This window comes from Sphingobium sp. FG11 (genome assembly GCF_057809915.1).
Genome location: NZ_JBMDKW010000007.1, coordinates 20,692 through 46,698 on the forward strand (window position 1 = coordinate 20,692; position 26,007 = coordinate 46,698).

Below are 26,007 nucleotides of genomic sequence, written 5' to 3' on the forward strand. Positions count from 1 at the left end.
TTTACGTTGTTTTCACGCCAGCCCTCCCGGCTGGTCAGGAAACTCCGCCGATTTCATCGGCCTCCAGATCGCGCACCACGCGCAGGCCCGTATCCTGCCGTCTTTTGCCCGGCGCGATCGTCAGGCGATTGGCGCTGCGCAACTCATCCGGGGCACTTTGGAACGATCCGCCACGAATGGTGCGCGACCGGCAGGATGTGTCGGTGCATCCAGAGGTCCATTCCCACACATTGCCCTGCATCTGGTTGAGGCCAAAGGCATTGGGGGGATAGCCGTTCACGACTTCGGGATAACCGCGATAGGGTGCGGTTTCCGATCCGCGATAGCTGGCAGTATGATCGTAATTGGCGAGCGACGGGCTGATCTCATCGCCCCAGGGGAAGGCGGTTTGCGCGCCCGCGCGGCTCGCATATTCCCATTCCTGATCGGTCGGCAGCCGATAGGGTCGGCCCGATTGCACGGAAATCCAGGCGACGAACGCCTGAGCATCCTCATAGCTGATGTCGGTGGCCGGGATCAGCGGATTGGGATTTTCCTTTGCCCAATTGCCCAGTTTCGGACAGGCATTGTCGCGCACGCAGGCGCTCCATTCGGCGATCGTGACTTCATAGACGCCGATCGCGAACGGATGGTCGATCCGGATATCGGCCTGCACCGGCTCGTCGCCGCCGCGCCCGGCTTCGGTTCGGGGCGAACCGAACGGCGTCGTGCCCGCCGGGATCGGTCGCATCCAGGGACAATTTGCGCAATCATAGAAGCGGTCGCCCGCCGTCCGGTCGCAGGAGATGAAGCAGGGTGGCGCGCCCTGCAAACCATAGTCGAAGGTCGGCTTCTGAAAATTCTTGCCCGATGACAGGGCGACGCGGTCCGACACACGCTTGAGCGCATCGGCGATATTCTGCTGCGGCCGCCGGATCTCTTCGGCCAGCACCTTGGAGAATATGCCGTCGTCAAAGGCGAACTGATCGGCGCTGGTGGAAAAGGCGACCAGATAGCCCTGATCCGGCCGGACCGCCGCCGCCGGGGCGCGGACCATGCGGCGCAAGCCCTTGCTGCCCGCCAGATCACCGACGGCGCTTTGCGCGACGCCGGTCTGCTCGGCAATGAGCTGGGTGAGCGAAGGCGGCGGCGCGGACAGCACATTGCGGCACATGTCGAGCACGATCAGCACCGTTTTAGCGCCCGACCCCAGCAGGTTGCGTGTGAGCGTCGCGCGTGTGAGCGTCGCGCTTTCGGCGCTGACGTCATGGCCTGCATCCACCGGCAGCAGCATGACATCGCCATAGCTGCCGAGCGCCGCGCCATGGCCGGAAAAATAAAGCGTCCCAAAAGCTTTCGGTCCAGCCGCCGCAAGCCTTTCGCGGAACTGCGCGATCGCTTCCAGCATCGCCGCGCGAGTGAGGTCGCGCCGGACCTGCACCGGACCTGTGCCGGTCGCATCGACGAAGCCGGTTGCATTGAGCGCGGTCGCGATCTTGTCGCCATCGGCATAGGTCGAGGGCAACTTGTCGAAGGATTGATAGCCGCCATTGACGATGACCAGCGCGAGGCGAGGCTCGTCGGCCGCCCATGCGGGGCTTCCGCCCAGCAGCGCCAGAATGACTCCCACAAGAAGGCAGAGCGCCCGGCGGCGCACGGCGACGATGCGGTTCATCGCGTGGCCCGGCGCGGCGTAAATTCTATCTGGGTCACCACCTGGTCGATCGAATCGACATGCAGCGTAGCGTCATATTTGCGCGCGGCCTGATAGGGATCGGCCGGCGCCCCGCCGAATATCCGCGCCATGAAATCGCCAAAACCGCGTCCCTTCTGGCAATAGGGCGCGACCGTGACCATGCCCCCGCCCTTCTGGATTTCGTTGAGCCATGCGCCAAGCGGGGCGGGGGCTTCATTCTTGACCGGATAGGGCGTTTCCAGATCGATGGTGACAGTGCGCCCGCTCCGCAATTTGTTGCGCAACGTCCGGTCGAATCCCGCTGGATCGGCGAACCGCAGTGTCGGCTTGATGAAAGGCCGGTCGCACGGTTTGAGCGCGGAAGGGGGTGGGACAAGCCCGACGCTGCTGGCAGGTGCGGGCAGTTTGATCGCATTGACTGCGGGCGTCTGTTGCTGCTTTGCAACGGGTTCGGGCGCGGGTCCTTCGGGCGCGATAATCCTGACGCCGCGTCCGCTGGCGCCATCCGTATGCTCCTTTGGCGGCGACGAGCCGGTTCCACTTTGCGCCAGGGCGCCCAGACCCATCCCCGTGGAAAACGTTACGGTTGCAATGGCTAGCAAGAGTCGCTGGATCGTCATCTGTCCGCCCCGAGTCACGATATAGTTATTGCTCACCTAAGGCTTATCAGATTATGTGTTAGTGATTGATCAGGCAACAAAAAAGCGTGGGAGATCCAAATGTCGAAAGGGCGGCGTGGTCTCTGGGTCACAGTAGTGGCGGCATTTGTCACAATATTCCTTGACCCAGGTTATGCTCACGCGGAGACGCGGGCGCTGCTCGTGGGGTCATGGCGCTTCCATTCCAGCCTGATCATGGACCTTGCCGGCCCGGAGAATGATCTGGCGGCGATGGAGACGCTGGTCCGGGGTCAGGGGGCGACCGACGTCACCATCTTGCGCAATGACGGCGTCAGCCGCACGGCGGTCGAGACGGCGCTGCACGCCCTGGGCCTGCGGTCCAAGCCGGGCGACTGGATCTTCTTTTACTATACCGGCCACGGCGCGCTCGCCGAAGCCACGGTCAAGGGTACGCGCGACGGCGACACCGACCAGTTCCTGCCGCTTCCCGGCTTCGATCCCGATCATGAGGATCCCGAACGCTATATTGTGGACAAGGATTTTTACAACTGGCTCGCGCGCTATGTGCCGCGCGACGTTCAGATATTGATGATGGCCGATACCTGCCATTCCGGGACGATGCACCGTTCGGTCGATCCGCGCGCCATGGGCATGACGCCGCGCCTGACGCTCGCCGGGCGCAATGTCGAGCTGACCGCGCGGCCGTCGCCCCGCTTCGCCAGCGTGCTCGCCAGCGCGGACAGCGCGGGTATTGCGGCGACGCGGGAGGATCTGCCCAATCTCTTTTTCCTCAGCGCGGCGAAAGACGATCAGGTCGCTTGGGAAAATGCGCTTCCGGCGGAGGGCGCACCGGCGCGCGGCTTCCTGACCTGGTCGTTCGAACAGGGGATGACCACGGTCGGCGCGAACGGCAAGACATGGGCGGCAGACCAGAATGGCGACGGCGTGGTGTCCGTGGGCGAACTTGGGGCCTATCTCAACGTTCAGGTCCGCGCGCTCAGCGGCCAGCGGCAGGAAAGCAATATGGTCATCCCGGCGGGACGGGACGGTCAGGGCCTGTTCGCGACGGTGCTGCCGTCGCCCCGACCGCCCGCGCCCCCGCTGCTGCCCGGTCTCTATGTTGCGGACGCCAAGGCGCGCGCCAGCGTTACCGGCGATTTCCCCTGGCGCATTCTGACCGACGGCAAGGGCGCCGATTTCGTCTGGGATGCGGGCAAACAGGTGATGCTGCGGCGGACCGGCGACATGGTGGCGCAAAATGTCAAAACCGTCTCGCAGGTGCGCGGGGTGATGGATAATTGGGCGGCGATGGAGGCCCTGCGCCCGCTCCTGTCCGAACGACAGGCGCGGATCATGATCGGGCCGCTGGAAAATGGCGCGCGTTACGCGTCCGGCGCGCCGGTGACGCTTGCGCTCAGCCAGCCAGCCGGCGGCGTCGAGCCGGGCGGCGATCGTTATGCGACCGTGTTCAATGTCGCATCGGACGGGACGGTGCAGCGGCTCTATCCGACGACCCCGGCGGATGGCGACGGCAAGCTTGCACCCGGCCAGACGCTGCCGATTCTGGAGAGTCAGGTGATCGCGCCCTATGGCACCGATCATGTTGTTGCGCTCGTAACCCCGCGACCGCCGGAGCCATTCAGGCTGCTGCTGCGCACGGTTGAAAATCAGCGCGCGGTCGATCGTCTGGTGACGCCGATCAAGGATTTGCTGGCCGCCGCGCCGGGGCGGGCGAGCCTGTCGATCGGCGAACTGTACACCGGGAACTGATCCAATGCCCGGCCTGCTGGTTTTAATTACTCAAAACGACCGTGCGGCTGCGCGCGCCGCTTTTATTGCCGATGTCCACCCGGACATTGCCCGACGCGCGCGGTGTCACCGCGCAGACCGGCGCATAGTCGGCATTGTCGTCGAGGCACAATTGCTTGCCCGACAGATCGGTCAGGCGGATATACATGCTCGTGCCGATATCGCCGATCGCGCCGATCCGCAGCGGTTCGCCACCCCTGGCGGTGACGTTGAAGCGGTAGGCGTTGCGCGGATTGACGTCGAGCACGCGGCGCACCAGCCCCTTGCCGAACGCCGACGCCATCACGCCCCGGCCCGAAGCCGATTGAGACAGGCGAATCTGCAACAACAATGGCTGGTCGTCGCGGGCCAGCGCCTTGGCCTCCGCGAACAGGCTGTCGGGGGAAAAGGCCGCAGCATCGGTGCTGCCTTCGCCATCGGTCACCGGCACCTGCTTCAGCATGCGCGCGGCGGTCAGCATCGCATAGGGGTCACGCTCGCGCCGGGCGAAATCCGCCACCTGTCGCGCGGCGATGGCTTGGGCAAACAGATCGGCCGAGGTGACGGCGGGAGCGGCGGCGGCCGGTTGCGGCACGCTGGCCGGGGGATTTCCTGCCTGCGCAAAGCCACTGACGGGATGGCCTGCGGCCGCGCCGGCAATCAGGCTCGCGGCTAGGATCGTGCGTTTCATGTCAAATCCCCTCGGCAAGATATTTTCCGCTCCCGTGGATACCGCCGCAGCGCTCGGAAAGCCAGTCCTGTCTGGCGGGGTCGAGCTGGCGGGATTCGCGCAAAAACAACTGACTAGCCTCGTTGGCGGGCTTGGCAGCGGGCGCTATGCCGCCTTCATCAGTTATAGCCATGCGGACATCGCCTTCGCGCGCTGGCTTCACCGCGCGATCGAAAATTATCGCGTGCCGGCCGGGCTGGTCGGGACATTGGGCGACCGTGGGTCGATCCCCGCCCGGTTGCGTCCGATATTTCGCGATGAGGATGAATTGCCCGGCGCATCCGAGCTGGGACCCAAGCTGGAAGGCGCGCTCGAACGGTCCGACGCCCTCATCGTGATTTGCTCGCCCGCATCGGCGCGTTCGATCTGGGTGGACAAGGAAATCCGCACCTTCAAGCGGCTTAATCCCGGCGCGCCGGTCTTTGCGGTCATCGCTGCGGGCAAGCCGGGCGACCCGGAGCAGGAATGTTTTCCCCGGCCGCTGCTCTTCGCACTCGATCCGGCGGGGGAGCTGGACCCGGACAAGCCGCTCGAACCGCTCGCGCCCGATCTTCAGAAAAATGATCGGCGAATCGTCAAGCTCAAGCTGATCGCCGGGCTGCTCGGCACATCCTATGCAGCGCTGTTTCGCCGGGACCAGCGGCGGGCGCGGCGGATTGCGGCGGGGCTGGGCGCCTTTGCCTTCCTGCTCATCATCCTGCTGAGCGGCCTGTCGATCGCGGCGGTGACTTACGCGCGGATGGCGGTGCAGCAGCGCAACGAGGCGCAGGCGGCGCGCAAACTGGCGGAGGAAAATGCCGACAAGGCGGAAAGGCGCGCCTGGCTGGCGCAGACGGCAGCGCAGGAAATACGCAGGCAGGCCGACCTGCTGGGCAAGGGCGGCGGCGACTGCGCGCGATAACGGCCGGGCGCATCGCCACCGGCGGAGACGGCTTTTGGGTTGAACTGGCGCGACTCTGCTGATAGGGCGCGCCCCACACGGCGTAGGGCGACCTGCGACGAATCAGCTTTATGATATTCGGTTGGCCCGTCGGACAGGGATATTGATCGTCCGGCGCACCGCCCGTTTTCGACTGGAGATTGACTGGGTTATGCAAATCATCGTTCGCGACAACAATGTCGACCAGGCCTTGCGCGCGCTCAAGAAGAAGTTGCAGCGCGAGGGCGTGTATCGCGAAATGAAGCTGCGCCGTCATTATGAGAAGCCTTCGGAAAAGCGCGCCCGTGAGAAAGCGGCGGCCGTGCGCCGTGCGCGCAAGCTGGAGCGCAAGCGCGCCGAGCGCGACGGCGTTCGTTAAGAAGCCTGCCCGGAGCGCCTGTCGCTTCGGTTGTCGAGCTTCCTGATCCTATCCGACCTTCCTATCGAGGCGCCTAGCCATGTCCACGACGGCCGTTCCCCTTCGACCCATCGCCAAAGGGTCGCTGTCGCGCCTCTGGATTGGTGTCGCCGCCGTGGCGCTCGCAGCGGGCGGCCTGGCTTGGGCTGGACAGCGTGGCATCGAGCCGTCGCCAGCCAGCTTCCTCGTGCATAATGGCCGGGAGGCGGGCGTCGTGACGACCGCGTCAGGGCTTCAGTATAAGGTGCTTCAGGACGGCGTAGGGCCTAATCCCACGCCGACCGATGTAGCGCTGGTCGGCTATAAAGGCACCTTGCTCGACGGTACGACCTTCGATGCGAATCCGCAGACCGCCATGCCGATCGACGGCGTAGTGCCGGGGTTCTCCGAAGGTCTTCAGAAAATGAAGAAGGGCGGCAAGTACCGCCTGTGGATCCCGCCGCAGCTTGGTTATGGCGAACAGGCCGCTGGCCCGATCCCGGCCAATTCGGTGCTGGTGTTCGACGTCGAGCTGCACGACTTCAAGTCGAAGGCCGACATCATGCGGATGCAGCAGATGATGCAGCAGCAGGGTGGCGCGCCGATGCCAATGCCGGGCCGCTGATCCATCGCAGCTGATAGAAAAAAGGACCCGCCCGGCGGGTCCTTTTTTTATGCCTGAGCGCTTTCGCGGGATAGAAGACTGTCGCCGCGCCCGGCCTCCAGCGCCTTGGAGCGCTCCTCCAGATAGACCTTGATCATCGCCACGATCGGGTCGGCAAGGAACAGCCCCAATATCCCGAACAAGGCGCCGAACAATATCTGGGCGCCCAGCACCAGGGCGGGGGCCAGATCGGTGGCGCGCTTGGCCACCATCGGCACGATCAGATAGCCGTCGATGATCTGTACGACCAGATACACGCCCAGCGCATAGAGACCGATGCTCGTGCCGCCGGAAAAGCCGACGAGAATGATGAGCACACCGGAGATGATCGCCCCGATATTGGGCAGGAAGGCGAACAGGCCGGTCAATATGCCGAGCAGCGCCGCCATCGGCACGCCGCCGGCCCACAGCAGCAGCCACACGCCCACGCCCTCCACCGTCATGCCGATCAGCCGGCCGAACATCAGCCGGCGCAGCGTCCAGCCCATGCGGTCCGCGACGACATAAAAGCTGGTCCGCTTGCTCATCGGCAGCATCCAGGCGACGCCGCGCTCGTAAAGCTTGGGTTCGACCGCGATGAAGATCGCCAGCACCAGCATCATGACCCCGCTGGTGATGACGCCCACGACCGTACCGACGGCAGCGGTGACGCGGCCCAGCGAACTCATCGCCTGCGTCGCCAGGCTCTTGAAATCTTCGGGGGTGGTGGTCACGCCCAGCTGCTGGAGCCAGCCACCGATCCGGCTGACCTGCGCTTCGACGATGACCCGCATCGCCTGCGCCTGCGCCGCGAGGCTGGAGCCGGTGAGGTATAAAGTATAGACGAGGAAGGCCAGCACCGCGAGCAGGACGATCGTCAGCCGCCATCCCCGGCCAATCGGGGCGATCCGCCCCATCAGGCGCGTGCCGCCGTCCATCATCGTCGCCAGGACGAGCGCCGCCATGATGAGCAGGATCGGCTGGGCCAGCAGGACGACCAGAGCGACGGCGATACCCATCGCGATCCATACGCCCGCCCGCTTCATCTCATGCGCGACGAGCGCGCTGCGCATCTCGCTGGGGCCGGGTTCCTCGATATGCACTTGCTTGTCGCTCACCCGTTCCTCGCTCATCGTTTATTTCGCGGGTGTAACGCTCGCCGGGCGCAGGCTGTTCCCGGCGCGGCCGCTCCGCAGCGAATGGAACCAGCTCAGAGGATTCCAGCCCGCATCGCCGTCCAGCGAGAAGGTGATGAATTCGGCCCGCCCGCCGATCGCCTCCCACGGCACGGGTCCGCCCAGGCCATTTTCCTCCAGCGGCGCGCGGCTGTCGGCGCTATTGTCGCGATTGTCACCCATCAGGAAAACATGGTCTTCCGGCACGCGGACGGGACCATACCAGTCGAGCGCGGTCGGCCCGGTATCGATCGTCAGATAGGTTTTGCCATTGGGCAGCACCTCCTGCTTGATCGGCAGTTCGCATATCTCCTTGCCGTCCGCGCCCGTGATGCGCGCGCCGGGGAATTGCGCCGCCGGGCAGGGCGCATTGCCGTCCACCGGGATACGTAGCGGCTTCAACGTCTTTTGCGGCACGGCCACACCGTTGAGGATGATCTGCCCGCCGCGCACTTCCAATATGTCGCCCGGCAACCCGATCACCCGCTTGATATAATCCTCGCGCCGGTTGGGGGGCGACAGGATGACGATGTCGCCGCGCTCGGGCAGGTGTCCGAACAGCCGGCCCTTGATGAAGGACAGGGGGTGGAAACTGGGCGACACATAGGACCAGCCATAGGGGAATTTGCTGACCACCAGCCGGTCGCCCTTCAACAGCACCGGCATCATCGATTCGCTGGGGATGTAGAAGGGCTTGGCGACGAAGCTGTGGAAAGCGAGCACCGCCAGGACCAGCAGGACGATGCTTTTCGCCTCCTGCAACCAGTTGACGGATCGCATGCCCTCACCCTGCGACACGGCGGGTGCAACCGGGTCCTGATCGGGCGCGGAATCCGGGGTCATGTCGGCTGCCGGCATAGGTTATTGCTCGCTTGAAAGATCGGCGCGGGACAGTCCATCCTCACAGCGGCAGCGCCTCGATGATGACGAAGGCCTGTGCCCATGGATGATCGTCGGTGAGCGTCAGGTGAATGACCGGCCTATGCCCCGCCGGAACCAGCGCTTCCAGCCGCGACAGCGCGCCGCCGGTCAGCGCCAATGTGGGCGCGCCCGACGGCGCGTTGACGACGCCGATGTCGCGCATGAACACGCCGGCGCGAAAGCCGGTCCCGACCGCCTTGGAAAAAGCCTCCTTGGCGGCGAAGCGTTTGGCGAGCGTGCCCGCCTTCGTGAAGGGGCGGCGATTGGCCTTCGCCTGCTCGACATCGGTGAATACGCGCCGTTCGAAACGTTCGCCGAAGCGGTCGAGCGAGTTCTGGATCCGCTCGATATTGCAGAGGTCGGAGCCAAGCCCGACGATCACCGCGCCAGATCCATCTGCCGCCGCATTGCGCGGATCGCGCCCTCCAGCCCGTCGAAGATCGCCTCGCCGATCAGGAAATGGCCGATATTGAGTTCTGCGACCTGCGGGATCGCCGCGACCGGGCCGACATTGCCATAAGTCAGGCCGTGGCCGGCGTGCGGCTCGATCCCGTTCTTGGTCGCCAGCGCCGCCGCGTCGGCGATGCGCCGCAACTCATCGGCTCGGGCCGCGCCATCCAGTTCGGCATAGCGGCCCGTGTGAAATTCGACCACCGGCGCCTTCAGCCGGATCGCGGCATCGACCTGCCGCACGTCCGGCTCGATGAACAGGCTGACCCTGATTCCCGCGTCGTTCAGCCGCGCGATCAGCGGCGCCAGGCGGTCCTCCTGCCCGGCGGCGTCGAGACCGCCCTCGGTCGTGCGCTCCTCCCGCTTTTCGGGCACCAGGCACACCGCATGGGGCCGGTGGCGCAGCGCGATCTCCAGCATTTCCTGCGTAGCCGCCATTTCCAGATTGAGCGGTACATTGAGCGCCGCCATCAGCGTCGCGATATCCTCGTCGCGAATATGGCGCCGATCCTCCCGCAGATGCGCGGTGATGCCGTCCGCTCCGGCCTTCGCCGCCAGCAGCGCCGCCTTGACGGGATCGGGATGCACGCCCCCGCGCGCATTGCGGATGGTCGCCACATGGTCGATATTGACCCCTAGGCGCAGGGGGTTGGTCATCAGGCCTTCCGGCTTCCGGGCTTTTCGGCGGGAACGGCGGCCAGTTCGGGGGGCAGATCGTCTGCGTCATAGACAGGGAAGTTGATGCTGACGAGCGGGTAGAAGGGGACGCCCAGATCGACCTCGCCCGCCGACCGATCGACCAGCGCCGCTTCGGCGATGACGATCCCGTCCGCCTGCGCGACCGCTTCGATCGCCTGGCGAGAGGACAGGCCGGTCGTGACCACATCCTCGACCATCAGCACCTTCTGACCCGGCGTGATCGCAAAGCCCCGGCGCAGTTCGAAAATACCCTCGGGGCGTTCGAGGAAGACCGCGTCCTTGTCCAGCGCGCGGCCGACTTCATGCCCAATGATGAGGCCGCCCATCGCCGGCGAGACGACGAGATCGATCTCAGCACGCAGTTCGCGCGGCAATTTCTGTACGATGGCGCGAGCCAGCCGACCGGCGCGCTCGGCATTCATCAGCACGCGGGCGCATTGCAGATAATTGGCGCTGCGCCGACCCGACGACAGGATGAAATGTCCTTCGAGCAGCGCCCCCGCCGCCCTGAAATCCGCCAATACCTCTTCGTCGGTCATACCGTTTCGATCCCAGTCGCGCCCCGGCGTCCTGATCGCCGATGATCGCCTGCCACCAGGAGTTCGGGCCATCCCGGCTCCCCTGTTTGCGCCCCTGTGCGCGCGGAGGCAGATAGGCGGGCGGGGCGGGCGTTGCAACAGCGAAGAAAATCTGCGCGAGGATGCTTGAGGCATCGAAAAACCATGCCTATAAGCCGCCGCAGACCGACCGGGCGGGGGCGACGCGCAGACGCGCGTCTTCGTTGCAGCGGCGCCAAGGGGTTACGGGGTAAGAAGACGCTTATGAAAATGGTGAAATCGCTCGTTCTCGCTGGTTTGCTGGCCTTTGCGCCGGCCATGGCGATGGACAGTCAGGCGCTGGCGCAGGACAATGTGGCTGCTGCGGCCACCGCTGCGGGCAATGCCGCCGCGCCGGCCGAATCGAGCGCGAACGCCGCTGCGCCTGCCGCAACGGCGGCCGCGCCCGCTGCCAAGGTGGCGGCGCCGCCCCGGATGAAGCCGACCCTGGGCATCGGCATGCCGATGCCGGGCGAATATACGCTTCAAAAGCAATTCACCTCCACGGGCCACACCGCCCGCTGGCTGCACGATGTGATGCTGGTCCCCATCATCTTCGCGATCTCGATCTTCGTGCTGATCCTGATGCTCTACGCGATGTGGAAATTCCGGCGCAGCGCCAATCCCGTGCCGTCCAAGACGTCGCACAACACCCTGATCGAAGTGATCTGGACCGTGGTGCCGGTGATTATCCTGCTGCTGATCGCGATCCCGTCGATCGGACTGCTCGCCGACCAGTATAAGCCCGCGCCCAAGGATGCGCTGACCGTCAAGGTCACCGGCTATCAGTGGTATTGGGGTTATGAATATCCCGATGCGGGCATTCCGGAGTTCGTGTCGAATTTGCAGACCAAGGAAAAAGCCGCCGAAAATGGCGAGCCTTATCTGCTGTCGCCCGATAATCGCCTGGTGCTGCCGGCTGGCCGGCCGATCAAGCTGATCATCACCGGCGCCGACGTGATCCACAGCTTCGCCGTGCCTTCGCTTTGGGTGAAGATGGACGCCGTGCCCGGACGCCTGAACGAGAAGAGCTTCACGATCGAAAAGCCGGGCGTCTATTACGGCCAATGTTCGGAACTGTGTGGCGCGCGCCACGGCTTCATGCCGATCGCGGTCGAGGCGCTGCCGCCTGCCCAGTTCGACCAGTGGGTGCTCTCGCAGGGTGGCAAGCTGCCCGGTGCTGTTGCCCCTGTTGCGGAGGCCGCTGCGCCCGCCGCCCCCGCCGCCAAGCTTTGATGTAAGGGCAGATACGCCATGACCACCATTACCGCAGACCATCATGGCGACCATGCCCATGATCATCATGACGCCGATCACAAGCCGGCCTTTTTCCAGCGCTGGTTCATGTCCACCAACCATAAGGACATCGGCACCCTCTATCTGATCTTCGCGATCGTCGCCGGTATTATCGGCGGCGCTATCTCGGGCCTGATGCGCGCCGAACTGGCGCAGCCGGGTATCCAGTATCTCCAGACCTGGGCGCAATGGAGCGACGGTCCTACCGCCACGCTCGATCAGGCCTATCATCTGTGGAACGTGCTCATCACCGCTCATGGCCTCATCATGGTGTTCTTCATGGTGATGCCGGCGATGATCGGCGGTTTTGGCAACTGGTTCGTGCCGATCATGATCGGTGCGCCGGACATGGCCTTCCCCCGCATGAACAATGTTAGCTTCTGGCTGTTGATCCCCGCTTTTGTCCTGCTTCTGGGTTCGACCTTCGTCCCCGGTGGCACCGGCAACGGCGCTGGCACCGGCTGGACGGTCTATGCGCCGCTCTCGACCAGCGGTTCGGCCGGTCCCGCCGTCGATATGGCGATCCTGTCGCTGCATATCGCGGGCGCCAGCTCGATTCTGGGCGCGATCAACTTCATCACCACCATCCTCAACATGCGTGCGCCGGGCATGACCCTGCACAAGATGCCGCTGTTCGTCTGGTCGGTGCTGGTCACCGCCTTCCTGCTGCTGCTGGCGCTCCCGGTTCTGGCCGCGGCCATCACCATGTTGCTGACCGATCGCAATTTCGGCACGACCTTCTATGACGCGGCCGGTGGCGGTGATCCTGAACTCTACCAGCATCTCTTCTGGTTCTTCGGCCACCCCGAAGTCTACATCATGATCCTGCCCGGCTTCGGCATCGTCAGCCAGATCGTGTCGACCTTCAGCCGCAAGCCCGTGTTCGGCTATCTCGGCATGGCCTACGCCATGGTCGCGATCGGCGTCGTCGGCTTTGTCGTGTGGGCGCACCACATGTTCGTCACCGGCATGAGCGTCAACGTGAAGATGTACTTCACCGCCGCGACCATGATCATCGCGGTGCCTACCGGCATCAAGATTTTCTCGTGGATCGCGACGATCTGGGGCGGTTCGATCAGCTACAAGACGCCGATGATGTGGGCGCTCGGCTTCATCTTCCTCTTCACCGTGGGTGGCGTCACTGGCGTCGTGCTGGCGAATGGTGGCGTCGATGACGTGCTGCATGACACCTATTATGTCGTGGCGCACTTCCATTACGTGCTGTCGCTCGGTGCTGTGTTCGGCCTGTTTGCGGGATTCTACTACTGGTTCCCCAAAATGTCGGGGAAGATGTACAACGAGTTCCTCGGGCATCTGCACTTTTGGGTGTTCTTCGTTGGCGTGAACATCCTGTTCTTCCCGATGCACTTCCTGGGTCTGTCGGGCATGCCCCGTCGTTACCCGGACTATCCCGAAGCCTTCGCGAAGTGGAACGCGGTGGCCAGCCATGGTTATGAGATCATGGCGGCCGGCATGCTGATCTTCTTCGTCAACCTGATCTGGTCGCTGGCCTTCGGCAAGAAGGCGGAAGGCAATCCGTGGGGCGAAGGCGCGACGACGCTGGAATGGACCCTACCCAGCCCGCCGCCGTTCCACCAGTTCGAAACGCTGCCGGTCATCGACTGATCGGGCTGCTGTAAAGACAGGCATTCCGGGTGGTCCGGAGTGCCCTCCGGGCGAAGTCCCGGATGATCAGTCCCGGCGCGATCATGCGCCGGGCTGACGCATGAGGAGCATATGGCAAGTTCGCCGATCATGGCCGGGAGCGCGGCTCCCCTGCTGCCAGCCCATTGGCGGGATTTCGTCGCATTGACGAAACCGCGGGTGATGACGCTGGTCGTCTATACCGGCCTTGCCGGCCTGCTCGCCGCGCCCGGATCAATCCATCCGGTGCTGGCGTTCACGGCGATCCTGTGTATCGCGCTCGGCGCCGGCGCCGCCGCCGCGCTCAACCAATGGTATGAGGCCGATCTCGACGCGAAGATGAAGCGCACCGCCAATCGCCCGCTGCCCGCAGGGCGCATGGACCGGCAAGCAGCGCTGCATTTTGGCGTCGGTCTGTCCTTCTTCTCGGTCATATTGCTAGGCACCGCAACCAACTGGCTGGCGGCGGCGATCCTGGCCGTGTCGATCCTGTTCTACGTTCTCGTCTACACGGTCTGGCTCAAACCCCGCACGGCGCAGAATATCGTCATTGGCGGGGCGGCTGGCGCATTTCCCCCGGTAATCGGCTGGGCTGCCGTGACCGGCAATGTGTCCGCGCTTCCCGTTGCACTCTTCATGCTGACCTTTTTCTGGACGCCGCCGCATTTCTGGTCGCTCGCCCTGTTCGTGAAGACCGATTATGCGGCTGCTGGCATCCCCATGCTGCCCGTCGTGTCCGGTGAAGTCGTCACGCGGCGGCAGATCTGGTTCTACACGGCGATTATGGCGGTGGCGGCGATGGCCCCCGTGCTGTTGCGCCTGACCGGCCCGCTTTATGGAACGGTGGCGTTTTTGGGCACGGCGCTGTTCGCGCTGTTCGCCTTCCAGGTCTATCGTCGGCGGGAAAGCGATCCCGCGTGCATGGCCCCGGAGCGGCGCTTGTTCAAATATTCGATCCTCTATCTTTTCCTGCTATTTGGTGCGGTTGTCGCCGATCGGTGGGTGTTCGCGTGACGCCCGAGGAACTGGAACAGGTGCGGGCGCGGCAGAAATCGCGCGCGCTCGTGACGGGCCTGTTGCTCGGCGCGCTGGTGATCCTCTTTTTTGCCATCGCGATCGCAAAGATCAGCGCGGGCCACGCCTGATGGCCAGCCTGCCGCCATCCCCGTTCGATCGCAACCGGCGCAATCAGCGTACGATGATCATGATGGCGATCGTCGGCTTGGCGATGCTAGGTCTCGGTTTCGCCTCGGTGCCGCTGTACCGCATCTTTTGCGAGCGGACCGGCTATGGCGGCACGCCGCAGCGCGCTTACGACAATGCGGGGGTCAAGGTCGCTACCGGGCACAAGCTGTCGATCCGTTTCGATTCGAACATCGCGCCCGGCATGCCCTGGCAGTTTCAGCCCGAACATCCGACCCAGACGGTCACCATCGGCGAAAAGAAGATGGCGATTTTTCTGGCGAAGAACATGTCCGACAAGCCCGTCACCGGCACCGCGGCGTTCAACGTGACGCCGGAACAGGCAGGGGTGTTTTTCACCAAGATTCAGTGTTTCTGCTTCACCCAGCAGACCCTGCAACCGGGCGAGCAGGTACGCATGCCCGTAATCTACTATGTCGATCCCAAAATTTTGAACGATCCCGACAATCGGGACACCCAGGAAATTACGCTGAGCTACACCTTCTACCCTGTTGAGCAGGGCAAGAAGCCAAGCTAAGGCGAACACGATAACCCGAACCGAACAGGGAAGAGCAAGTCATGGCCGGCGCCAAGAACCACGATTATCATATCCTGCCACCCAGCATCTGGCCGTTGTTCGGCTCGATGTCGGCGCTGGTGATGGCCTTTGGCGCGATCATGTGGATGCATCCCGACGCGCTGCCCGCCCATGGCGGCTGGGTGTTCTTCATCGGTCTGGCGGGCATATTGTTCACCTTCTACAGCTGGTGGGCGCAGGTGATCACAGAGGCGCATGCCGGCGATCATACCCCGGTGGTGCAGCTTCATCTGCGCTACGGCATGATCCTGTTCATCGCGTCGGAAGTCATGTTCTTCGTCGGCTGGTTCTGGGCCTTTTTCGATTTCTCGCTGTTCCCAAGCGCCCTGGCGCCGATCGAGGGCATGTTCCCTTCAAAGGGCATCGAGGTGATGAACGCCTTCGAACTGCCGCTGCTCAACACGCTGATCCTGCTATGTTCGGGCACCACCGTGACATGGGCGCATCATGCGCTGATCCATGGTGATCGCGAAGGCCTGAAAAAAGGGCTTTGGTGCACCATCATCCTGGGCCTGCTCTTCTCCTCGATCCAGGCCTATGAATATATTCACGCGCCGTTCCCGTTCGGCAAGACGCCCTACAGCTCGGGTTTCTACATGGCGACCGGCTTCCACGGTTTCCACGTCATCGTCGGCACGATCTTCCTGATCGTGAACCTGGTCCGCACCTATAAGGGCGACTTCACCCCCCGCCAGCATTTCGGGTTCGAAGCGGCTGCCTGGTATTGGCACTTCGTCGACGTGGTGTGGCTGTTCCTGTTCGTCGCCATATATGTCTGGGGTGGCTGGGGCGCGCCGCTGCACGGCGGCTGAGGCCGGAAAGCCTCTGATCCCATGAATATCGGCCGGGGGCATTCCCCGGCCGTTTTCTTTTGAGGTTGCGGGGGCTATGCCATGACCATGTCCATCCCGTCCGACGATGCGCTTTCCATACCCGCCCTCATCCGCGACGCAGCGCGCGGATCTTGTCCGCAATGCGGCGCGCACTCGCTCTTTGCCGGGCCTGTGCGATTCGCCTCGAAATGCGTCGGATGCGGCCTCGATTTCGCCCAGTTCAATGTCGGGGACGGCCCGGCCGCCTTCCTGATCCTGATCGTCGGCGCGGTCATGGTGGCGATGGCGCTGACCCTTGAGCTGCGGGTTCATCCGCCGCTCTGGCTTCATGCGCTGCTCTGGATACCGCTGACCGTGCTTGCGGTCGTGGGTAGCCTGCGCATTGCCAAGGGCGCGCTGCTGAACCTCGAATATCGCAACAAGGCCCGCGAGGGGCGGATCATCCCGGCGGAGCCACATCCATGAAAAGCCGAATCCCTTTGATTCCGACAGTGGTGGTCGCGATCGCCGTGATGGTCATGGTCGCGCTGGGCGTATGGCAGTTGCAACGCCGCGCGGAGAAGAACGCCGCGCTGGCCGTCGCCGCGACTAATCCGGCGAAACCGGCGATTGCCTTCCCCGCGCTCGCTCCGGTCGATCCGGCGATCCTGTTTCGCCCATCCTCGGTCCACTGCCTGCGCGTGGTTGGATGGCGGACCGAGGCTGGGCGCGCTGCCGATGGCTCGACCGGATTCCGGTCGATCGCGGAATGCACGACCGGCGCAGAGGGGCCGGGCGCGCTGGTGGAGGTCGGCATCGCGCAGAAGCCTGATTTCAAGCCGCAATGGACCGGCGGCCAGATCGCCGGCTGGATTTCGGAGGAACCAGACCATCGCGCGCTGCTGTCCCGCATCGGCGGCCATGCGCAGCCCTTGCGTCCGATGCTGATCGCCCGCGTCGCGCCAGCGGGCATGAAGGCCGCCGCACCGCCCAATGTCGCGGACGTGCCGAACAATCATCTCGCTTATGCCGTCCAGTGGTTCTTCTTCGCGGCCATCGCCCTCGTCATCTATGGTCTCGCACTGCGTCGCCGCAGCGGCGAAGCGTCGTAAAGGCTTGCCCCGGAACCCATGGCTCGTTACCGCGCTACCCCATCATGCACTATGTCAGCACAAGGGGCAGCGCACCGGCGCTAGGGTTTGAAGATGTGACGCTGGCGGGGCTGGCGTCCGACGGCGGCCTGTATCTGCCGGAAAGCTGGCCGCAATTTTCCGCAGCCGACATCCGCGCGCTCGCCGGGCTTTCCTATGTGGAAACGGCGGTGCGGGTGATGACGCCGTTCGTTGCCGGATCGCTGACGCCGGAGGAACTGCGCGAACTGTGCGAGGCTGCTTATGGCCGCTTCAGCCATCAGGCGGTGACGCCGCTGGTCCAGCTCGACCATCGGCAGTGGCTGCTCGAACTGTTCCACGGTCCCACTCTCGCGTTCAAGGATGTCGCGCTCCAGCTGCTCGGGCAGTTGTTCGAGCGTTTCCTGTCGCGCCGGGACGATCATCTGACGATCGTCGGCGCAACCTCGGGCGATACCGGGTCGGCGGCGATCGACGCGGTGGCGGGACGGGCGCAGATCGACATCTTCATGCTGCATCCCGAAGGGCGCGTCTCCGACGTGCAGCGGCGGCAGATGACCACGGTGCGCGCGCCCAACGTACATAATATCGCGATCGAGGGCAGTTTCGATGACGCACAGGCGCTGGTAAAGCGCATGTTCAACGATCCGGCCTTTTCGACCCGCTTTAACCTGTCGGCCGTGAACAGCATCAACTGGGCGCGGTTGATGGCGCAGGTGGTCTATTATTTCTACGCCGCCGTCCGGCTGGGCGCGCCCGACCGCAGCGTCGCCTTCTCGGTGCCGACCGGCAATTTCGGCGATGTCTTTGCCGGCTATGTCGCGTCGCGCATGGGCCTGCCGATCGCCAAGCTGATCGTCGCGACCAATGTGAACGACATTCTCCACCGTGCGCTCAGCGAAGGCGATTACAGCCAGGGGCAAGTGGTGGCGACCGCGACCCCGAGCATGGACATTCAGGTCAGCTCGAATTTCGAGCGGCTGCTGTTCGACGCGGGCGGCCGCGACGGCGTGGCGCTGGGCGCGCAGATGGCTGGTTTCGAACGGAGCCGGGCGATGCGGCTCACCAATGCGCAGTGCGAAGGGGCCGCGCATCTGTTCAGTTCGGCCCGGATCGACGCGGACGGCATGACCATGGCGATGCGCTGGGCCTATGATTCGGCGGGACAGGTGATCGATCCGCACAGCGCGATCGGTCTGGCGGCGGCGCGCGAAGTCGATCTCGACCCCGCGATACCGATCGTCACGCTGGCAACTGCACATCCGGCCAAGTTCCGCGACGCGGTCGAGCGCGCCACCGGCACGCGCCCGCCGCTGCCGTCGCGCGTGGGTGATCTGTTCGCGCGCGAGGAACGCTATGTGAAGCTGCCCGGCACGTTCGAAGCGGTGACGGATTATGTCGCGGGGCACGCGACACCGCGCGCATGAGCCTGCAAACCCTCATCGGTGAACCCTGGCCCGATTATGGGCTGATCGATTCGGGCAACGGCCGCAAGCTGGAGCGGTACGGCCGCTACCGCTTCATCCGCCCGGAGCCGCAGGCGATGTGGGCGCCCGCGACGGATGATTGGAAGGCGGACGGCGAGTTCATCCCCGGATCGGACGAGGATGGCGGCGGCCGCTGGTATTATGACCGCCCGGTGCCGGCCGAAGGCTGGCCGCTGGCATGGCGGGAGGTCAGCTTCCAGTCGAGTTGCACGCCGTTCCGTCATCTCGGCTTCTTCCCTGACATGGCGCCGGTGTGGGACTGGATGCGCGAGCGGACGGCGGACAGGCCCGACGCGGAGGTCATGAACCTGTTCGGCTATACCGGCGTCGGCACGCTCGCCATGTCGGCGGCGGGCGCACGGATGGTGCATGTCGACGCGTCGAAAAAATCCGTTGCGCAGGCCCGCGCCAATGCCGCGCTGTCGGGAATGGAAGATCGCCCGGTCCGCTGGATCGTGGAGGATGCCGCCAAATTCGTCGCGCGCGAGGTGCGGCGTGCGCGTCGCTATGACGGTATCCTGCTCGACCCGCCCAAATATGGTCGTGGTCCCGATGGCGAAGTCTGGCGGCTGGAGGAGGATCTGCCCGCCCTGATCGCCAATTGCCGCCAGTTACTGGACGGCGACAGCCGGTTCCTGTTCCTCACCGTCTATGCCGTGCGTATGTCGGCGCTGGCGATCGGCGAACTGCTGCGGCAGGCATTTGCCGACTTGCCCGGCACGGTCGAGGCGGGCGAACTGGCCGTGCGTGAGGAAGCGCGCGGGTTATTGCTGCCCACCGCCATCTGGGCGCGCTGGCGGCGCTGAGCCGCGCGGACGCCTCAATAATCCTTCGAATAGCGCAGATTGGCGGATGATCCGGCGTTGGTGCCGGTCTTGGACAACAGGCTCAGCGTTTTCGACAGCGCGATCTCCAATTGGGTCGCGGTGAAGCCCTTCGAATCGGTGATGATCTCCACATAGATATTGTTGGAGATATGCTGCCCGACCGCCAGCGACGTGCCGCGCCCGGTCTTTTCATCGCCGCCGACGATCCCGATCCGGTCGATGCCCGACGCATTTTGCAGCTTGCCCATCGGATTGAGACCGCCGCTACCGCCACGCAGGCCGTTGAGCGCCACCGCCAGCTGCACCGCCTGCGTTGCCGAAAGATTGGCGACGTTCGACCCGAACAGGATGCGCGAGAGAATTTCGTCCTGCGGCAAGGTTGGGTTCGAAATGAAGGCGATGTCGGGCTGCTGCGCCGACCCCGTCACCTGGATTCCGGCCGTTACCGCGTCGATCTTCGTCTCGGCCTTGATCGCGAGGATGGGGTTCATCATCGGCCCGTTGAAGGTGATGATCCCCTGTTCCAGATCGAATTGATGGCCTGAAAAGCTGTAACGGCCCCGGATCACTTGCAGCTTGCCGACGACGCTGGGATTGGCGGTCGTGCCGGTGACGCGCATGTTGGTCTTCCACTCGGAATCGAGTCCCATGCCGGTGACGTAGATTTCATTGTCGGCGCGAATGCGGATATCGAGCTTCCAGTTGGCGGGCGTCGCCTGCGCCTGGCGCGCCGCCAGTCGCTGGTCGAGGACATCCACGCCTTCACCCTTGCGCCGGACGCCGCGCAGTTCGCGAATTTCTGCCCCGCCCTGCCACGCGACCCGATAGCGCGTCTCCGGCAGCGACAGATCGCCTCTGATGAGGCCACCGGCGGCGGCGCTGTTGGTGATATTGACCGTGCCGCTGACGACACTGGTGATGGCTTCGCTGCGGGCCAGCCGGGCATTGTCCAACTTGATCGCAAGGTCCATCGGGAAGCCGCTATCCGCCGCCAGCCCCACCGAACCGCGCGCCTGCACCGATCCATTGCCCGCACGGCCGGAAAAATCGCGAATTTCCAGACGGTCGTTGGTGAAGCGCCCGTCCAGTTTCATCTGCGTCAACCGCGTGCCGAAGGTCGTGTTATCATAAGTCAGCGCATTGGCGCGGGCGAGGCCGTTGATACGCGGATCGGTCAGCCGGCCGCTGAAATCGGCAGCGACGGCGATGCCGCCGGTCAGTTGCTGATCGGCAAGGCCCGCGAAGGAGAACAGCACCTCCGCTGGCCCGGCATAGCGGATGCCGCCGCCCAGTGGCGCGTTCATCAGCCGCTCCGTCCAGCCAGCGCCCGGCCCCGGCGGTGACAGGGTGGCGACGAACCGGCCCAGCGTCGCACTGCCCCGGCGGATGAGGCCGCGCACATCGCCGCCGGCCGCCGAAAGCTTGCCCTCGACATTCATCGACACCGGGTTGGAGACGGCGGTCAGGCTCGACCGGCGAAAATCGCTGATCGCGATCCGGGTTGTTGCGGTGGGGAACGCGTTGCCGCTCTGCGCGAAATTGAGCGTGCCTGTCGCCCGCCCACCGATGCCGAGGCCCGGCTTGGCGATATTGGCGATGGCAAGGTCGAAATCCTTGAACCTCGCCTGCAAAGCGGTCTCGTCACCGAAGCGACCGGCGAGGTCCACCCGCCCCTGAGGAAGACCGAGCGTCGCGGGTTCGAGCCGATATCCGCCACGTTCGACCCGGATGATGGCGGGGCGAGCCAGACGGAAATCGACATTGCTCGCTTTGCCTTGCAGCGCGACGGCGTAAAGATCGGGGCGCAGCGCCGCATTGGCCGCGATAGAGAAAGGCACGCCGCTGGAGCCGTCGGCTACGATCTGCGCGCGGCCGCGACCGCCCTGATAATCCACCTTCGCCCGCGCCTTGCGCACGATATACGCGCCATAAGCCGCATTGCCGAGCTGAACATCGGCAAGGATACGGGGTTGGTCGGTCAGCACCATCGACGCGTTGACGATAGCGCGGCCGATCACGACGTCGGCCTCGCCCGGCAGCTTGGCGTTGCTGGCGGTGGCGGCGACATCGATACCCTGCGCTTTGCCCACCGCGGCCAGCCGCACCGCGCCGTCGATGCCCGAACCATTCAGGGTCAATCGACCGGCAAATGGTCCCGCCGGGGTTTGCTGCACGGTTCCGGCAATATCCACGCCTGCAAAGCGCGCTTTGGCGATGTCGATGGTGAGCGGACCTCTGGCGGTGCGGATCAGCACATTGGCGAAGAAGGGACCATAGGGCGAGCCGCCGGTCGCCTCCAGCCGATAGCCGGCCGCTTCGCCGTTGAGTTTCGCCACCACGTCGTTGAGTTGCACGCCGACATTGGGCCGCGCCGCCCGCAGCACGGCTTGCGGCCGATCCGCCGTCCCGCGCACGGCGAGCGCGAGCGGGCCATATTGCCGCGACGAGGCTGTCGCGTCGAACGCGATCCGGCCATCGGTGTCATAGCTGCCCGAACCGGACTGAATCGTGAAATTGGGCGCTGCGCCTTTCAGACCAGCGAGCGTGAACTTGCCCTCCGGCGTCATCCCGATCCGGCCCGAAGCGATTGCATTGCCGCCCAGAAAATCGCGCACCGACGCATTTTCCCATCGCGCGGTGCGCACGCCGAAGCGGCCCGACAGGCCAAACCCGCCCTTGGGACCGGGCACCAGCTCGACATCGGTATTGAGATTGACGATGCCGACGCCGTCGATCCGGTAGTCGTTGACCCGCCCCTTGAGCGCGCCCCGATAAAGGGCGTTGTCGAGGTCGGCGAGGATGATGGCGGTGGCGTTGACGCGATCGCTGTCGATCTTGAGATTGTCGCTAATCAGCTTGCCGCCGGCATAGGCGAAGTCGCCCTTGACGCGCAGATTCTGGAGCAGGCCGCCCGCCGCGGCATTCAGTCCGGTCACGCGCCGGGCGGTCGCCTGTATGGGTATGCGGATGCGGTCGGCGTCGATCACCGCCCTGCCGCTGGCCTTCAGCCCTTCGATTCCGGTGGCGTCGAAGGCGAGGGTGGTGGCGCTGATGTCATAATCGACAAAGGGCGTCGCCATCGGCCCGTCGAGGATGATCGAGGCGCGCACATCCTTGCCCCGCACCTTTTCCATGATCGCGCCGGGCGTCAGCAGCGCGGCGTTGATCTTGAGCGCGCCGAACCGGCTGGTGCCGAGGTCGATCAACCCCTGCGCATCGGCCGCCAGCGCGGGCGAGCGCAGCGTGCCCCGGATGTTGACGCGCCGCTCATTGAGACCGGCGAACAGATCGACATCGAGTTGCGGTCCGGTCAGCCGATCCACCGCGCCTGCCATCACCAGCCCCGGCCTGACCGACCCTTTGGCGGTGAAATTGCCGTTGCGGGCAGCCAGCGCGATGTTCGCCAACTCGCCCCTGGGCGAGGACGCGACGATGCGCCCGTCCCACGCCTGCCAGCTTCCCTTGCCGTCGAGCGTCGCGACAGCGCCATCAGTCAGGCCCGCCATGGCCGCGATCACGCCGCCCTTTGGGGCGGTCAGCGTGCCGCTCATCGCGAGGCGGTTCTGCGATGGCACGGCGTCGAGTTTGGCCTGAAGCCTGTCGCCGCTATCGACGATGGCGTCGGCGGACAACTGCGCGCGCCCGTCGGCGATATGCGTTACGCCATCGATCGCGATCTCGCGTTTCTGGCCGATGACCGGCTTGGCAACCACGAACCGGGCGATTTTCAGGCGATCGACGTCGATGTCGAGATCCGGCAGGATCGGCGCGTCGGGATCGGATTTGGTGACGTTGAACTGCGGGCTGCGCGCCAGCACGACCAGCGGGCTTTCCAGCAGGCTGACCGAGATGTGGTTGTTGATATAGCGGAACGGCTTCCAGACGACATGCACTTTGGGACTGACGGCGAACGGCCCTTTGGGATCGCGCAGCACCAGATCGTGAATGGTCATGTCGCCATAGATTGATCCGTCGATCCGGCCGACGTCGATGGCCATGCCGGATTCGAGCTTGAGCGCTGCGATCTGTTTGATGAGGAAGCGCTTGCCCGGCTGGGTATCGAGGCCAAGCAGCAGCCCGGCTGCCAGCAACATGACTGTGGCGACAAGGCCCGCAATGCCGATCGCGATCTTCTGCCACAAGGGACGGCCCGCATGGATTGCGACCGGCTCGGGCGGAGTAGGGGCTTCGCTTGCCATCAGAAGGCCTGCCCTATGCCGATATAAAGGGCGAATTTCGATTCGCCCGGCTGCCGGTTGATCGGCATGGCGATGTCGGCGCGGAAGGGGCCGAAATTGGTGTAGAAGCGCCCGCCCACGCCCACGCCATAGCGCATGTCCGAAAATTTGGGGATCGCGCTGTCATAGACCTGGCCCGCATCGACAAAGGTCACGACGCCATAATTGCCGAAGCGATAGCGTCCCTCGACCGCGAATTCATTCACCGAACGGCCACCGATCGGGTCATTGTTCACGTCCTTCGGCCCCAGTTCCTGATAACCGAAACCGCGCACCGATCCGCCCCCGCCGGCATAGATGCGCCGCGACGGAGCGACATCGTCGCGACCGACCCCGCTGATCGTGCCGACGCGCGTGCGCCCGGCGATCACCAGACTGTCCGACACCGGATAATAGCCGGTCAGGTCGAAGGTCGCGCGCAGATAGGGCGAGAAACCGCCTTGAAGCGACCCTTCCGGTTCTGCGCGCAGGTTCGCGCGGAATCCTTTCGTGGGGTTCAGCAGGTCGTTCGAGCGGTCATAGCCAATTTGCAGCGGCAGGCCGCCGATCAAATAGGTGCGCCGGTTCTTGGCTGCGGTCGCCGGATCGATCGTGACCTGCTCGTTGGTCCCCAGGATCTCGACGCCATAGCTATAGGTCCAGCGCTTCTGGAAAATCGGTGTCGAGGCGCGCGAGATGGAGGCGTTGATGCCAGCGGTGAACGCTTCATAAGCGGCGTAATTCTGATGATTGAGGTTGACCCCCGCCTGAAAGGTCCGGTCGCGCTTGCCGGCGTTGGAGCGGCGGAAGGTACCCGACACGCCCTGTTCCTGCGTCCCCGCTATCACGCCCGCGATCAGCGCGCCTTCGGGCGGGAACAGGTTGCGGTGAGTCCATGTGCCCTCGGCGCGGAAACCCTGACCCGTGCCATAGCCCAGCTCGCCCGCCAGCGTGCGCGGTGGCCCCGCCTCCTGCGCGACCGCGAGATCGACATATTCCGTGCCATCGGGCGCAGGCTCGCCCGTCCTGACAGGTTCCACCGCGACCGACGAGAACAGGCCGGTCGCCACCAGCGCCTTGCGTAGATCGTCGACTTTGCGGCTGTCATAGATTTGCCCCGGCTTGTAGCGCCGGATCACTTCCATATGATCCGCGCCGAACGCCTGTTTTTCGCCCGATGTGGTGATTTTGCGAAAAGTGCCACGCGGGCCGGTTTCCACCGGCAGCGTATAATCGCCCGTCGCGGTCGCCGGGTCGAGCAGGATGTCGCGATCGCCGACCTTCGCGAAAGCATAGCCATTTTCCGGCAGTTTGAGGGCCACATTGGCCTCCGCCCCCTCGACCGTCGCGGCGACAATGGCGTCGCCAGACTGAAGCGGCAAACTGTCGCGGATCAGGCCGGGAGGCGTGGTCGCGCCCGCGCGGATCACGATCTCGCCGATTTTGTAGCGCTTGCCCGGCGTGACCGACAGCACGGCCTTGAGCGCGTCACCGGCCTGATCCAGACTGGCGAGCGCGGTTCCGTCATAATAGCCTTCCGAATAAAGCAGCCGCACGGCGAGTGCTTCATCCTCCTGCGCGCGCGCCTGTACCATCGCGGCGGTTTCGGCCTTCCCCTTGCCATCGACCAGCGCCGACGCCGCGCGAAATTCATCCTCCAGGCCGGTCTTGCCGAACCCGTCAATTTCTACAGCATAGCGGATATCGGGCGTTTTTTCCGCCGGGCTATTATCGTCGGCTGATGCGGGCGGCACGCTCACGCTGTCGAGCGGCGCTAGTGGCTGGGCGAGTTCCGGCTGGGGCGCCGGTTCGCTCGCGGGCGGTAATTGCGCGGCTGTGCCGGTTGATGGCATCTGGCTGTCCAGCCAGTTGTCGATCGAGGGCAGCGGCGCGCCTGCAGTCTTGGCGGCCGGGTCATCGAGCGGTGGCATACGCGCATCGAACTGATCGTCGGGCAGAATGGGGGCTTCGCTGTCCGGTTTGGACGCGGCGGGACGAACTGGGGGCTGAGTTTGCGCCATCAGCGGAAGCGACGACGTCGATAGCAACGCCAGGGTCAGGACATGCCGAACGCATTTCGCCTGCCGCCTGCGCATCAATCTCACGGCCCCCTGGCCACGCCATCCCATATGGCGTGAACCGCCAATACGCGCAAAGGCTTGCGCGGGTTCCCTTCTTTTCCGAAACGGGGACGTAATGGC

Annotated in this window: 24 protein-coding genes; 14 read left to right on the forward strand and 10 right to left on the reverse strand. The window is 64.6% G+C overall.

Annotated elements, in window-relative coordinates; all coding sequences use genetic code 11:
- Positions 1 to 34: 34 nt before the first annotated feature.
- Complete coding sequence (locus tag ACODSN_RS07810) at positions 35 to 1,654, reverse strand: SUMF1/EgtB/PvdO family nonheme iron enzyme (protein ID WP_489054421.1); 1,620 nt, start codon at positions 1,652 to 1,654, stop codon at positions 35 to 37.
- The gene (locus tag ACODSN_RS07815; RefSeq protein WP_489054423.1) at positions 1,651 to 2,241 is read right to left on the reverse strand and encodes a hypothetical protein; all 591 of its coding nucleotides are present in this window, start codon (positions 2,239 to 2,241) and stop codon (positions 1,651 to 1,653) included. The genes ACODSN_RS07810 and ACODSN_RS07815 overlap by 4 nt, the downstream gene beginning before the upstream one ends.
- Positions 2,242 to 2,496: 255 nt before the next feature.
- On the opposite strand from ACODSN_RS07815, the gene ACODSN_RS07820 reads away from it, so the two are divergent.
- Positions 2,497 to 4,065, forward strand: a complete 1,569-nt coding sequence (locus tag ACODSN_RS07820; RefSeq protein WP_489054424.1) for a caspase family protein — start codon at positions 2,497 to 2,499, stop codon at positions 4,063 to 4,065.
- A 22-nt stretch (positions 4,066 to 4,087) separates the two neighbouring features.
- On the opposite strand, the gene ACODSN_RS07825 is transcribed toward ACODSN_RS07820, so the two are convergent.
- Positions 4,088 to 4,774, reverse strand: a complete 687-nt coding sequence (locus ACODSN_RS07825) for a hypothetical protein (RefSeq protein WP_489054425.1) — start codon at positions 4,772 to 4,774, stop codon at positions 4,088 to 4,090.
- On the opposite strand from ACODSN_RS07825, the gene ACODSN_RS07830 reads away from it, so the two are divergent.
- The 3 genes from ACODSN_RS07830 (at position 4,773) to ACODSN_RS07840 (ending at position 6,754) form a co-directional block, all read left to right on the forward strand.
- A complete protein-coding gene (locus tag ACODSN_RS07830) occupies positions 4,773 to 5,714 on the forward strand; it encodes a toll/interleukin-1 receptor domain-containing protein (protein WP_489054426.1) in 942 nt (313 codons plus the stop codon). The two genes, ACODSN_RS07825 and ACODSN_RS07830, sit on opposite strands and share 2 nt — an antisense overlap.
- Positions 5,715 to 5,904: 190 nt before the next feature.
- Positions 5,905 to 6,111 (forward strand): 30S ribosomal protein S21, encoded by a 207-nt coding sequence (rpsU, locus tag ACODSN_RS07835; RefSeq protein WP_004208618.1) that lies wholly within the window; start codon positions 5,905 to 5,907, stop codon positions 6,109 to 6,111.
- 79 nt (positions 6,112 to 6,190) lie between these two features.
- Positions 6,191 to 6,754: an FKBP-type peptidyl-prolyl cis-trans isomerase gene (locus ACODSN_RS07840; protein ID WP_489054430.1), complete on the forward strand. Its 564-nt coding sequence runs from the start codon at positions 6,191 to 6,193 to the stop codon at positions 6,752 to 6,754.
- Between the two features lie 47 nt (positions 6,755 to 6,801).
- Here the strand turns inward: ACODSN_RS07840 and ACODSN_RS07845 are convergent, their stop codons facing one another.
- The 5 genes from ACODSN_RS07845 to pyrE all read right to left on the reverse strand — a co-directional run bounded on the left by ACODSN_RS07845 (position 6,802) and on the right by pyrE (position 10,556).
- Complete coding sequence (locus ACODSN_RS07845) at positions 6,802 to 7,845, reverse strand: AI-2E family transporter (RefSeq protein ID WP_489054656.1); 1,044 nt, start codon at positions 7,843 to 7,845, stop codon at positions 6,802 to 6,804.
- A 63-nt stretch (positions 7,846 to 7,908) separates the two neighbouring features.
- Positions 7,909 to 8,805, reverse strand: coding sequence for a signal peptidase I (gene lepB, locus ACODSN_RS07850; protein ID WP_489054432.1), 897 nt, complete (start codon positions 8,803 to 8,805; stop codon positions 7,909 to 7,911).
- Positions 8,806 to 8,848: 43 nt separating this feature from the next.
- Entirely contained in the window at positions 8,849 to 9,250 is a 402-nt protein-coding gene (acpS, locus tag ACODSN_RS07855; protein WP_489054433.1) for a holo-ACP synthase, read from the reverse strand.
- Positions 9,247 to 9,975 carry a pyridoxine 5'-phosphate synthase gene (locus tag ACODSN_RS07860; protein WP_489054435.1) on the reverse strand — a complete coding sequence of 243 codons (729 nt, stop codon included), beginning with the start codon at positions 9,973 to 9,975 and terminating at the stop codon, positions 9,247 to 9,249. The genes acpS and ACODSN_RS07860 overlap by 4 nt, the downstream gene beginning before the upstream one ends.
- Entirely contained in the window at positions 9,975 to 10,556 is a 582-nt protein-coding gene (gene pyrE, locus ACODSN_RS07865) for an orotate phosphoribosyltransferase (RefSeq protein ID WP_489054658.1), read from the reverse strand. The genes ACODSN_RS07860 and pyrE overlap by 1 nt, the downstream gene beginning before the upstream one ends.
- A 282-nt stretch (positions 10,557 to 10,838) precedes the next feature.
- Between pyrE and coxB the strand changes: the two genes are divergently transcribed.
- The 10 genes from coxB to ACODSN_RS07915 all read left to right on the forward strand — a co-directional run bounded on the left by coxB (position 10,839) and on the right by ACODSN_RS07915 (position 19,568).
- Positions 10,839 to 11,849 carry a cytochrome c oxidase subunit II gene (gene coxB / locus ACODSN_RS07870; RefSeq protein WP_489054437.1) on the forward strand — a complete coding sequence of 337 codons (1,011 nt, stop codon included), beginning with the start codon at positions 10,839 to 10,841 and terminating at the stop codon, positions 11,847 to 11,849.
- An 18-nt stretch (positions 11,850 to 11,867) separates the two neighbouring features.
- Entirely contained in the window at positions 11,868 to 13,535 is a 1,668-nt protein-coding gene (gene ctaD / locus ACODSN_RS07875; protein WP_489054438.1) for a cytochrome c oxidase subunit I, read from the forward strand.
- A 111-nt stretch (positions 13,536 to 13,646) separates the two neighbouring features.
- Entirely contained in the window at positions 13,647 to 14,567 is a 921-nt protein-coding gene (locus ACODSN_RS07880) for a heme o synthase (RefSeq protein ID WP_489054440.1), read from the forward strand.
- On the forward strand, positions 14,564 to 14,698 hold the full coding sequence (locus ACODSN_RS07885) for a hypothetical protein (protein WP_489054442.1): 135 nt from the start codon (positions 14,564 to 14,566) through the stop codon (positions 14,696 to 14,698). Before ACODSN_RS07880 ends, ACODSN_RS07885 begins: the two co-directional genes overlap by 4 nt.
- A complete protein-coding gene (locus ACODSN_RS07890; RefSeq protein WP_489054444.1) occupies positions 14,698 to 15,273 on the forward strand; it encodes a cytochrome c oxidase assembly protein in 576 nt (191 codons plus the stop codon). The genes ACODSN_RS07885 and ACODSN_RS07890 overlap by 1 nt, the downstream gene beginning before the upstream one ends.
- A 41-nt stretch (positions 15,274 to 15,314) precedes the next feature.
- The gene (locus tag ACODSN_RS07895; RefSeq protein ID WP_489054446.1) at positions 15,315 to 16,145 is read left to right on the forward strand and encodes a cytochrome c oxidase subunit 3; all 831 of its coding nucleotides are present in this window, start codon (positions 15,315 to 15,317) and stop codon (positions 16,143 to 16,145) included.
- Positions 16,146 to 16,232: 87 nt separating this feature from the next.
- The gene (locus tag ACODSN_RS07900; protein WP_489054659.1) at positions 16,233 to 16,631 is read left to right on the forward strand and encodes a DUF983 domain-containing protein; all 399 of its coding nucleotides are present in this window, start codon (positions 16,233 to 16,235) and stop codon (positions 16,629 to 16,631) included.
- Entirely contained in the window at positions 16,628 to 17,257 is a 630-nt protein-coding gene (locus tag ACODSN_RS07905) for an SURF1 family protein (protein WP_489054448.1), read from the forward strand. The genes ACODSN_RS07900 and ACODSN_RS07905 overlap by 4 nt, the downstream gene beginning before the upstream one ends.
- Before the next feature lie 44 nt (positions 17,258 to 17,301).
- Positions 17,302 to 18,702, forward strand: coding sequence for a threonine synthase (gene thrC / locus ACODSN_RS07910; protein ID WP_489054450.1), 1,401 nt, complete (start codon positions 17,302 to 17,304; stop codon positions 18,700 to 18,702).
- Positions 18,699 to 19,568: a class I SAM-dependent methyltransferase gene (locus ACODSN_RS07915; RefSeq protein WP_489054452.1), complete on the forward strand. Its 870-nt coding sequence runs from the start codon at positions 18,699 to 18,701 to the stop codon at positions 19,566 to 19,568. The genes thrC and ACODSN_RS07915 overlap by 4 nt, the downstream gene beginning before the upstream one ends.
- Positions 19,569 to 19,582: 14 nt before the next feature.
- On the opposite strand, the gene ACODSN_RS07920 is transcribed toward ACODSN_RS07915, so the two are convergent.
- Both ACODSN_RS07920 and ACODSN_RS07925 read right to left on the reverse strand, forming a co-directional pair.
- The gene (locus tag ACODSN_RS07920; protein ID WP_489054454.1) at positions 19,583 to 23,788 is read right to left on the reverse strand and encodes a translocation/assembly module TamB domain-containing protein; all 4,206 of its coding nucleotides are present in this window, start codon (positions 23,786 to 23,788) and stop codon (positions 19,583 to 19,585) included.
- Positions 23,788 to 25,902 (reverse strand): autotransporter assembly complex protein TamA, encoded by a 2,115-nt coding sequence (locus ACODSN_RS07925; protein WP_489054456.1) that lies wholly within the window; start codon positions 25,900 to 25,902, stop codon positions 23,788 to 23,790. The genes ACODSN_RS07920 and ACODSN_RS07925 overlap by 1 nt, the downstream gene beginning before the upstream one ends.
- Positions 25,903 to 26,007: the final 105 nt, after the last annotated feature.

Coding starts and splice junctions, on each gene's coding strand:
- ACODSN_RS07845 (WP_489054656.1), bottom strand. CDS start 7,845: ATGCGCAGCGCGCTCGTCGCGCATGAGATGAAGCGGGCGGGCGTATGG.
- ACODSN_RS07880 (WP_489054440.1), top strand. CDS start 13,647: ATGGCAAGTTCGCCGATCATGGCCGGGAGCGCGGCTCCCCTGCTGCCA.
- ACODSN_RS07825 (WP_489054425.1), bottom strand. CDS start 4,774: ATGAAACGCACGATCCTAGCCGCGAGCCTGATTGCCGGCGCGGCCGCA.
- ACODSN_RS07860 (WP_489054435.1), bottom strand. CDS start 9,975: ATGACCAACCCCCTGCGCCTAGGGGTCAATATCGACCATGTGGCGACC.
- rpsU (WP_004208618.1), top strand. CDS start 5,905: ATGCAAATCATCGTTCGCGACAACAATGTCGACCAGGCCTTGCGCGCG.
- pyrE (WP_489054658.1), bottom strand. CDS start 10,556: ATGACCGACGAAGAGGTATTGGCGGATTTCAGGGCGGCGGGGGCGCTG.
- coxB (WP_489054437.1), top strand. CDS start 10,839: ATGAAAATGGTGAAATCGCTCGTTCTCGCTGGTTTGCTGGCCTTTGCG.
- ACODSN_RS07815 (WP_489054423.1), bottom strand. CDS start 2,241: ATGGGTCTGGGCGCCCTGGCGCAAAGTGGAACCGGCTCGTCGCCGCCA.
- ctaD (WP_489054438.1), top strand. CDS start 11,868: ATGACCACCATTACCGCAGACCATCATGGCGACCATGCCCATGATCAT.
- ACODSN_RS07915 (WP_489054452.1), top strand. CDS start 18,699: ATGAGCCTGCAAACCCTCATCGGTGAACCCTGGCCCGATTATGGGCTG.
- thrC (WP_489054450.1), top strand. CDS start 17,302: ATGCACTATGTCAGCACAAGGGGCAGCGCACCGGCGCTAGGGTTTGAA.
- ACODSN_RS07810 (WP_489054421.1), bottom strand. CDS start 1,654: ATGAACCGCATCGTCGCCGTGCGCCGCCGGGCGCTCTGCCTTCTTGTG.
- lepB (WP_489054432.1), bottom strand. CDS start 8,805: ATGCCGGCAGCCGACATGACCCCGGATTCCGCGCCCGATCAGGACCCG.
- ACODSN_RS07925 (WP_489054456.1), bottom strand. CDS start 25,902: ATGCGCAGGCGGCAGGCGAAATGCGTTCGGCATGTCCTGACCCTGGCG.
- ACODSN_RS07830 (WP_489054426.1), top strand. CDS start 4,773: ATGTCAAATCCCCTCGGCAAGATATTTTCCGCTCCCGTGGATACCGCC.
- ACODSN_RS07890 (WP_489054444.1), top strand. CDS start 14,698: ATGGCCAGCCTGCCGCCATCCCCGTTCGATCGCAACCGGCGCAATCAG.
- ACODSN_RS07920 (WP_489054454.1), bottom strand. CDS start 23,788: ATGGCAAGCGAAGCCCCTACTCCGCCCGAGCCGGTCGCAATCCATGCG.
- ACODSN_RS07840 (WP_489054430.1), top strand. CDS start 6,191: ATGTCCACGACGGCCGTTCCCCTTCGACCCATCGCCAAAGGGTCGCTG.
- ACODSN_RS07900 (WP_489054659.1), top strand. CDS start 16,233: ATGTCCATCCCGTCCGACGATGCGCTTTCCATACCCGCCCTCATCCGC.
- ACODSN_RS07905 (WP_489054448.1), top strand. CDS start 16,628: ATGAAAAGCCGAATCCCTTTGATTCCGACAGTGGTGGTCGCGATCGCC.
- ACODSN_RS07895 (WP_489054446.1), top strand. CDS start 15,315: ATGGCCGGCGCCAAGAACCACGATTATCATATCCTGCCACCCAGCATC.